This window comes from Marinobacterium halophilum (assembly GCF_003014615.1).
Taxonomy (GTDB): domain Bacteria; phylum Pseudomonadota; class Gammaproteobacteria; order Pseudomonadales; family Balneatricaceae; genus Marinobacterium; species Marinobacterium halophilum.
This window is the reverse complement of the sequence record NZ_PYGI01000004.1, coordinates 163,816-172,642: the sequence shown is the minus strand read 5'-3', so window position 1 is coordinate 172,642 and position 8,827 is coordinate 163,816. Positions and strand designations below refer to the sequence as shown.

General features: G+C 53.4%; 9 protein-coding genes. 8 read left to right on the top strand and 1 reads right to left on the bottom strand.

The features are described 5' to 3' along the window. Positions 1–204: 204 nt before the first annotated feature. Together CLV44_RS04390 and CLV44_RS17205 are read left to right on the top strand one after the other, a co-directional pair. Positions 205–459 (top strand): FAD assembly factor SdhE, encoded by a 255-nt coding sequence (locus CLV44_RS04390; RefSeq protein WP_106590893.1) that lies wholly within the window; start codon positions 205–207, stop codon positions 457–459. 28 nt (positions 460–487) lie between these two features. Continuing rightward, the gene (locus CLV44_RS17205; protein ID WP_146139979.1) at positions 488–907 is read left to right on the top strand and encodes a hypothetical protein; all 420 of its coding nucleotides are present in this window, start codon (positions 488–490) and stop codon (positions 905–907) included. Here CLV44_RS17205 and nadB read toward each other — a convergent pair. After that, positions 861–2,498 carry an L-aspartate oxidase gene (nadB, locus tag CLV44_RS04385; RefSeq protein WP_106590892.1) on the bottom strand — a complete coding sequence of 546 codons (1,638 nt, stop codon included), beginning with the start codon at positions 2,496–2,498 and terminating at the stop codon, positions 861–863. The two genes, CLV44_RS17205 and nadB, sit on opposite strands and share 47 nt — an antisense overlap. 240 nt (positions 2,499–2,738) lie before the next feature. Between nadB and rpoE the strand changes: the two genes are divergently transcribed. The 6 genes from rpoE to lepB all read left to right on the top strand — a co-directional run bounded on the left by rpoE (position 2,739) and on the right by lepB (position 8,817). Then, on the top strand, positions 2,739–3,326 hold the full coding sequence (rpoE, locus tag CLV44_RS04380; RefSeq protein WP_106590891.1) for an RNA polymerase sigma factor RpoE: 588 nt from the start codon (positions 2,739–2,741) through the stop codon (positions 3,324–3,326). Between the two features lie 46 nt (positions 3,327–3,372). Further along, positions 3,373–4,203: a MucB/RseB C-terminal domain-containing protein gene (locus CLV44_RS04375; protein ID WP_106590890.1), complete on the top strand. Its 831-nt coding sequence runs from the start codon at positions 3,373–3,375 to the stop codon at positions 4,201–4,203. 2 nt (positions 4,204–4,205) lie between these two features. After that, positions 4,206–4,634, top strand: coding sequence for a SoxR reducing system RseC family protein (locus CLV44_RS04370; protein WP_106590889.1), 429 nt, complete (start codon positions 4,206–4,208; stop codon positions 4,632–4,634). A gap of 22 nt (positions 4,635–4,656) precedes the next feature. Then, the gene (locus CLV44_RS04365; RefSeq protein ID WP_106590888.1) at positions 4,657–6,060 is read left to right on the top strand and encodes a DegQ family serine endoprotease; all 1,404 of its coding nucleotides are present in this window, start codon (positions 4,657–4,659) and stop codon (positions 6,058–6,060) included. 135 nt (positions 6,061–6,195) lie between these two features. Continuing rightward, positions 6,196–7,995, top strand: a complete 1,800-nt coding sequence (gene lepA / locus CLV44_RS04360) for a translation elongation factor 4 (RefSeq protein WP_106590887.1) — start codon at positions 6,196–6,198, stop codon at positions 7,993–7,995. Between the two features lie 9 nt (positions 7,996–8,004). Further along, positions 8,005–8,817, top strand: a complete 813-nt coding sequence (gene lepB, locus CLV44_RS04355; protein WP_211298076.1) for a signal peptidase I — start codon at positions 8,005–8,007, stop codon at positions 8,815–8,817. Positions 8,818–8,827 lie beyond the last annotated feature (10 nt).

Below are 8,827 nucleotides of genomic sequence, written 5' to 3'. Positions count from 1 at the left end.
GTGAAACGCGTCATCGCCGATGGTAGTGTGGGGTTTCCCCATGTGAGAGTAGGTCATCGCCAGGCACTTAATATGAAAACCCCGGTCTCGTTGAGGCCGGGGTTTTTGCTTTTCTGACGTTTAACCTTTGAACTATGGCTCTGCCGTGTCTCAGCGGTTAATATCTGCAATCAATGTTTCTCGTCAATGAGTTAAGGTGAACAGATGTATTCAGAAGATGATATCCGTCGTCTGACTTGGCAGTGCCGTCGTGGCATGCTTGAGCTCGATGTACTTTTGGTACCCTTCATGCAGGAGGCATTTGCAGACCTTCCCGAAGAGGACCAAACGCGGTTTGTGAAACTGCTTGAATGTGAAGATCAGGATCTTTTTGTCTGGTTCATGCAGCGTTCCGAGCCGGAAAATGCCGATATTAAACGTATGATCGATATTATTCTTGAACGCGTTCAGCCTGGTTAAAGTCAAGTTTAAAAAGGGGATGGGACTCATGCCCTTGCTGTACATCTCGACTCTATTTCTGGGAGTGGCTGCGCTTGTTCAATTACCTGTTGAATACAACCGTCTTGTACTGATAGTACTGACCTACCTGCTTGTAGGTAGCATGGTTGCTTACTGTCAGTTAAGGCTTCACCCTGCAGATCAGGTAACAGGGCTTAATTGGGATGTTGAACATAAGATGATGTCAGTGCTGACAGCGGAGGAGCGGTGGGTACCTGTTGACAAGATATATCGCCGTTTTTCCGTACTGGGGCTGATGCAGCTTTTGGTACTTCAGCGGCGTGACAGGTATCTGCCGTGCTGGTTGTTCATTACGCCGGACCGCCTTGAGCAGGGGGAGGCCCGGCGCTTGCACGTGGCAATTACTTGGGGTGCTCCTCTCGCACCGAATCCGGCCACTGAAAATTGACGGGGGAAAGGATGGTATCAATCTTTTCCTGTGCCAGTTCAGGGTAATCCAGAGTGTAGTGCAGCCCGCGGCTTTCTTTCCGGCTAATGGCGCTGCGTATGATCAACTCGGCAACGGTGGCCAAATTGCGTAGCTCAATCAGGTCTGCGCTGACGCGATAGTTACTGTAATACTCGGCAATTTCCAGTAAAAGCAGTTCTATTCGATGCTGAGCGCGTTGTAGGCGCTTGGTTGTGCGAACGATCCCGACATAGTCCCACATGAAACGGCGTAACTCGTCCCAGTTATGCGAAATAATGACATCTTCGTCTGAATTGGTTACCAGAGACTCATCCCAGTGCGGGATTTGCACGGTTTCAACGCTCTCCGTCAAGAATGACGTTTCGATTGAACGGGCTGCTGCAATGCCGAAAACGATACATTCGAGTAATGAATTTGATGCCAGCCGGTTTGCGCCATGGAGTCCGGTAAATGCGGTTTCTCCGATGGCATATAACCCTTCAAGGTCGGTTTTACCTGCATTGTCAGTCATGATCCCGCCGCAGGTATAGTGCGCCGCAGGGACGACTGGAATCGGGTCTCGAGTAATATCAATACCGTAGTCGAGACAGCGTTTATAAATGGTCGGGAAATGTTCTCTAATGAAGTCTTCAGGACGGTGAGAGATGTCCAGATACACGCAGTCACAGCCGAGACGCTTCATTTCGTGGTCAATGGCGCGTGCCACTATGTCTCTGGGGGCCAGTTCTGCACGCTCATCAAACGCGGGCATAAAGCGAGTGCCGTCTGCCAGCAGGAGTCGTCCACCTTCGCCGCGCACTGCTTCACTGATCAGGAATGATTTGGCTTGAGGGTGATACAGACAGGTCGGATGAAACTGGTTGAACTCCATATTGGCAACGCGACAACCCGCACGCCAGGCCATGGCAATACCGTCGCCTGTTGAGCCATCACTATTGCTGGTATAGAGGTATGTTTTGGCTGCGCCACCCGTTGCAAGTACGACTTGGCTGGCTCGGAATACCTGCACGTGTCCGGTTCGGTTATTCAGGACATAAGCACCAATGCAGCGATTATGGGGCAGGCGTAGTTTACGCCGTGTAATCAGATCGATGGCGACATGCTGGTCGTACAGAGTGATGTGGTCGGCAGCCTGTGCACGTTGGAGCAGTGTCGAATGCACGGCTCGACCAGTCGCGTCGGCAGCATGGATAATGCGTCGGTGCGAATGTCCCCCCTCCTGAGTCAGGTGATAGTGATCCCCTTCACGAGTAAAAGGCACACCTTGCTCAATCAGCCACTGAATACTGTCGGGCCCTTCTTCGATAATACGGCTGACGGCTTCAGGTCTGCTCAGCTCTGCACCGGCAACCAATGTGTCTTGAATATGCTCTTCAGTACTGTCTGTGGTTTCCAGCACAGCAGCGATGCCGCCCTGTGCCATCCAGGTTGAGCCGCTTTCGAAGTCGGCTTTGCTGAGTACTGCTATCTGTAGTCGGGAGGGAAGTTGCAGGGCGAGTGTCAATCCGGCTGCGCCGCTCCCGATGATCAGTACATCGTAATCCAGTGGGGTGCCTTGGCTAGAACTCATATTCACATTCCGTACTGTTACTGCAATCTATTATGCGGTCTCGTGCAGAGGAGTGTAAGTCTGCGGACCAACATTTTTTTGGGAACTTCACGCGGTATTCAGGCTCATAGAAGAAGCGTGCCTGCTGTAGACGTGAGGTTGCAATGCATTAGGTCGGCGTTACATACTGCATCGAATTGGAATATCACCTTGTCCATGTACAAGGACACACAGTCGCAGCGACTTAATTAAGGATACCGAGTGTCTAACGAGAGTCAGGCAGCCAATGATCAGGTACTGGTCAAGCGGGTACAGGCGGGCGATAAATACGCCTTTGATCTACTGGTTAAGCAGTACCAGCACAAGATAATCGGTCTTATTGGCCGTTATGTATACGACCCGCACGAAGCAATGGATGTTGCACAGGAAGCGTTTATTAAAGCGTACCGTGCATTACCCGGATTTCGTGGTGACAGTGCTTTTTACACATGGCTGTATCGGATTGCGATCAATACGGCCAAAAACCACCTGGTGTCACGCAGTCGTAGACCACCGGATGTGGATATTGATGTTGATGATGCGCATTACATAGGCACTGATTCGGAATTGCGTGACTTGGATACGCCTGAGCATGCGCTATATCGCGATGAATTGGAACGGGTTGTAAAAACAACACTGGACCGTTTACCGGAAGATTTGCGCGTTGCTTTGACGTTACGTGAATTCGAGGGGATGAGCTATGAAGATATTGCCAATGTGATGGATTGCCCCGTGGGGACTGTTCGGTCACGTATATTTCGAGCACGAGAGGCGATCGATAAAGAGATTGCTCCTTTGCTTGCCAATTAATCGAGTAGATAGATGTTTGCCACTCTCAGGCACTCGAGGTAACGCTATGCACAAAGCGAACGATTCCATCTCTGCCCTTATGGATGGCGAGGTCGGCGAATTCGAGCTGCGTCGGACACTGGAGCAGATTGAGCAACACTCTGAGTTGGGCCAGCAGTGGCGCCGCTACCATGCGGCGCGCGCAAGCCTCAGGGGAGAGCCGCAGGCAGCTCTACAGGAAGATATCAGTGCCGGTGTAATGGCAGCACTGGAGCAGGAGCCTACATATCACCCCTCAGTCTATACTGAAGCTGCTGCCCAGCCTGCAGCTGTTCAGCAGAATAAGGCTGCCGGTTGGTGGCGCTCTCTGAGCAGTATGGCGGTTGCTGCATCAGTTACGGCCGCCGTCATTTTCGGTGCCGGCAGTTTTTCCGAAGCGCCTACCCAATCGCCAACATTTTATTTACCGGGGAATAGCGTCACCAATGATTTGATGCGAACTCGTTTAGGCGGCGCAGCTCCGGAGCTTGGACGGTATGAGTCGCCGGATGTCATCCGGTTATCGGATGGCCTGACAAAGTACATTGATCAGCACCAGCATTTAATCAGCGCGCAACGGATGCCACAGTGGAGTACGCGCTGGATGCCGGAAGGTTATTCGATCGTACGCCACGAACTGTTACCGCATGGTGAAGTGATGGTTTTTGCCAATGGCCGGGATGCGTTTTCGGTTAGCGTCGAGGAGTTGGGACACCAGAGCCTGCCTGAAGGTGTCGCCCAGGCTGACGGCTATATCGCGGTAGGCAAGCGGCGCGGAGACCATTTTGTAACGGTGGTTGGAGATGTACCGTTGATGATCGCCGATCGTATTGCCAGTGCTGTGCAGCCAGAACGATAAACATGATTGAAGAGATGGTGGTTGTATCTGCAGTGGATGCTGCTGGGGTTAAGGTCGCTGCCGCGCGGAGCAGTGCCTGTGCCCAGTGTGCCAGTAAATCAAACTGCAGTCAGGGAATTCTGTCCGAATGGGGGCAGGGCAAAACGGTTGAAATCGAGGTGCAGAATCCCGATAAATTGACGGTCGAACCAGGGCAGCAAGTCATGATTGGCTTGAATGAAGGTAGTCTGATCCGAGCGTCGCTCCTGCTGTATCTGTTGCCGCTGGCATTATTGATCGTGGGTGCGCTGCTGGGCGCTGCGCTGGCAGAGTGGCAGCAGATTACCCTGTCTGTATTGTTCATGTTTGCAGGTTTTGTAATCGCTCGGCGGTTGAGTTCCGGTCATGGGGCTGACGCTCGTTACCAGCCGATATTGCTTAGAGCACTATGATAAAGAGAAGAGGTAGTGTTGGATGAAACGCATTAAACTCAGTCTTATTTGTGTGTTTGTCGGTTTGTTCTCGCCCTTGCTCAGCGCGGCGTCACTGCCTGATTTTACCGAGTTGGTGGAAGATGCTTCGCCGGCGGTGGTGAACATCAGTACTGTGCAGAAGCGTGAGACATCGGCCTTATCGACACCTTTTGGCCAGTTTCATGGCCCCAATGGTGAAGAAATTCCGGAAATATTCCGGCACTTTTTCCGTGATATGCCACAGTTCCGCGACCGTCCGCACAAGGCACCCCAGTCATTGGGGTCTGGCTTCATCATTTCCCGTGATGGCTATATCCTCACCAACCACCATGTGATCAAGGATGCCGATCAGGTAATGGTGCGGCTGAATGATCGGCGTGAGTTGGAAGCCGAGGTGATTGGTTCCGATGAGCGGACGGATGTCGCGCTGCTGAGAATCAAGGCGGATGGACTTCCGGTTGTACGTCTGGGGAAATCGTCTGAACTCAAGGTCGGCGAGTGGGTGTTGGCGATCGGTTCACCGTTCGGTTTCGATCATAGCGTGACGGCCGGCATTGTCAGTGCGACCGAACGTGCGCTTGCGAATGAGAACTATGTGCCCTTCATCCAGACGGACGTGGCGATCAATCCGGGTAATTCCGGTGGTCCCCTGTTCAACCTTGAAGGCGAGGTTGTCGGTATCAACTCCCAGATCTATACCCGTTCCGGCGGTTTCATGGGGCTTTCATTCGCGATCCCTATCGATGTGGCGCTTGAAGTGTCCGAGCAGCTCAAGGGGCAGGGGTTTGTTGAACGCGGCTGGTTGGGCGTGGTCATTCAAGAGGTTAACCGTGACCTGGCTGAATCTTTCGGGTTGAAAAAACCGGCGGGTGCCCTGGTTGCGCAAGTGATGGCAGACAGTCCGGCCGCATCAGCGGGCCTACAGGACGGCGATATTATTCTTAGCTTCAACGGACATGACGTAGAGCTGTCCTCTGACTTGCCGCCACTGGTTGGGCGGGTAAAGCCGGGTGAAAGTGCCGAAGTCGAGGTGGTCCGCGAAGGACGCCGCAAGACACTTGAAGTTACGATTGGCCGTTTGCCAGATGAGCAGCAGCAGGCCTCGATACAACCGGAGCAACCGCTTGAAACCAGTCGTCTAGGCGTCGTGGTGGCACCATTGCCTGATGAACTGAAAGAAAAGTGGGGCATCCGTTCCGGTGTGATTATCGAGCGGGTGGAAGAGGGTGCCGGCTCTCGTGCAGGTCTGATACGTGGCGATGTAATTACCATGCTTGATGGCGAGCGGGTGGAAACGCTCGAGCAGTTCACGCGTATTGTGGCTGATCTATCGTCGCAGCGTTCGGTGCCGATGCGCATCGTTCGCAGAGGCAGCCCAATGTTTATTGCCGTCAAACCGAACTGAACCGACAGCAAGGGGGCGTCAAGCCCCCTTGCTTATATGATAAGTATCGTCGTTCTGGTGACCTGATACCCCTTCTTACGTTAAACTGCGTCCTCTTTATAACCCTGTTTTCAGCTGGAGTCGGGTAGCCCTATTGTGAGTAACCTGGATCATATTCGTAATTTCTCGATCATCGCCCATATCGACCATGGCAAATCCACCCTGTCTGACCGTCTTATTCAGACCTGCGGGGGGCTGACTCATCGTGAAATGGCGGCTCAGGTGCTTGATTCCATGGATCTCGAGCGCGAGCGCGGGATCACTATCAAGGCACAGAGCGTCACGCTCGATTACCACGCAAAGGATGGTAAAACCTACCAGCTGAACTTCATTGACACTCCGGGGCATGTCGACTTCTCCTATGAAGTTTCGCGCTCCCTGTCTGCCTGTGAAGGGGCACTGCTGGTTGTGGATGCAGCGCAGGGGGTTGAAGCCCAGTCGGTAGCCAACTGTTATACCGCCATCGAGCAGGGGCTTGAAGTTCTGCCTGTCCTTAACAAGATGGACCTGCCTCAGGCAGATCCGGAGCGGGTGCGTCAGGAAGTAGAAGAGGTCATCGGTATTGATGCTTCTGGCGCGATTGCATGTTCGGCCAAAACCGGGGTAGGAATCGAAGAGGTTCTGGAAGCACTGGTGAAGGTTATTCCCCCACCGGAAGGTGATGTGGATGCACCCTTGCAGGCATTGATCATTGACTCCTGGTTCGACAATTACCTGGGTGTGGTCTCGCTGGTGCGCGTTAAGAACGGCACCCTGCGCAAGAAAGACAAGATTCTGGTGAAATCCACCGGTCAGGCCCATCAGATTGATGCGGTGGGTATCTTTACGCCCAAGCGTAAGGAAACCGACACACTGCGCGCAGGCGAAGTGGGTTTTGTTGTAGCCGGTATCAAGGATATTCACGGAGCGCCGGTCGGCGATACGCTGATCCATGCCAAATATCCGGATGTGGACAGCCTGCCAGGCTTCAAAAAAGTACAGCCGCAGGTCTATGCAGGCTTGTTCCCGACCAGCTCAGACGACTACGAAGACTTCCGCGAGGCACTGGATAAGCTCACGCTGAACGATGCCTCACTGTTCTTTGAACCGGAAAGTTCGGATGCTCTGGGCTTTGGTTTCCGTTGCGGTTTCCTCGGCATGCTGCACATGGAAATTATCCAGGAGCGGCTGGAGCGTGAATACGATCTTGATCTGGTCACAACCGCGCCAACCGTAATCTACGAGCTGGAAATGAACACCGGCGACGTGATTCAGATCGACAGCCCGTCGAAGCTGCCGGATCCGGGATCAATCCGTGAGATGCGTGAGCCGATAGTATTGGCCAATATCCTGGTGCCGGATGAATATCTCGGCCAGGTGATAGGACTCTGTGTCGACAAGCGTGGTGTGCAGAAAAACATGCATTTCGTCGGCAAGCAGGTGCAGGTCACCTATGAATTGCCGATGGCCGAAGTCGTGCTCGACTTCTTCGACCGCCTCAAGTCCGTCAGCCGTGGCTATGCCTCACTGGAATACAACTTCCAGCGCTTTGAACCGGCTAACCTGGTGCGCATGGATATTCTGATCAATGGTGAGCGTGTTGATGCGCTGGCGATCATCCTGCACAAGGATAACGCCGCCTACCGCGGCCGTATGCTGTGTGAAAAGATGAAAGAGCTGATTCCGCGGCAGATGTTCGATGTAGCGATCCAGGCCGCCCTGGGCGGTAAGGTTATCGCCCGTACTACGGTCAAGGCGTTGCGCAAGAACGTACTGGCAAAATGCTACGGCGGTGACGTTAGCCGCAAGAAAAAGCTGTTGTCCAAGCAGAAAGAGGGCAAGAAGCGCATGAAGCAGGTCGGACGCGTCGAAATTCCGCAGGATGCGTTCCTGGCCGTTCTTAAAGTCGACAGCTAAGGCCCGATAATGAATCTGGATTTCTCACTGATACTGGTTCTGGTCACGGCGTTGACCGGTGTGCTGTGGCTGCTGGATAGCCTGATGTTTGCGCCTCGGCGTCGGCAGGCTCTGCAGCAGGCTGAAGCGCAGGCGCAGGACGCATTGCCAGAGACTCAACGCACGGCACTGTTGCGTCAGCCCGGCTGGGCGGATACGTCACGTTCGATGTTTCCGGTCCTGTTGGTAGTGCTGGTGCTGAGGTCGTTTCTGTATGAGCCGTTCCAGATTCCGTCGGGTTCCATGTTACCGACACTGAAAATCGGTGACTTCATTCTGGTCAACAAGTACCACTATGGATTACGTCTGCCGGTACTGAACACCCGCTTTGTCAGCAACAATGATCCAGAGCATGGAGATGTTATCGTCTTCCGCTATCCTGAAGACACCCGTATCAACTTCATCAAGCGTGTAGTGGGTGTGCCGGGTGACGTCATCACCTACAAGGACAAGATCCTGTATGTGAACGGTGAGCCTCAGCAGCAGGAATTGTTGGCCAAACTGCCGCCATCGCGGCCGACACAGTTATTGCTGAACGAGGCGCTGGCTGGCGAAAACCACCGGATCTATCGGGATGTCTATAGCCCTGTTGTTGATGGCCGCTGGGAAGTGCCGGAAGGTCACTACTTTGTACTCGGCGATAACCGTGACAACAGTAAGGACAGTCGCTACTGGGGCTTTGTGCCTGAAGAGTTGCTGGTCGGTAAGGCCACGGCGGTATGGATGCATTGGGACGGCTTTTTCAGCTTGCCCGATTTCAGTGATGTTCGTCGCATACACTAGAGGATGAAAA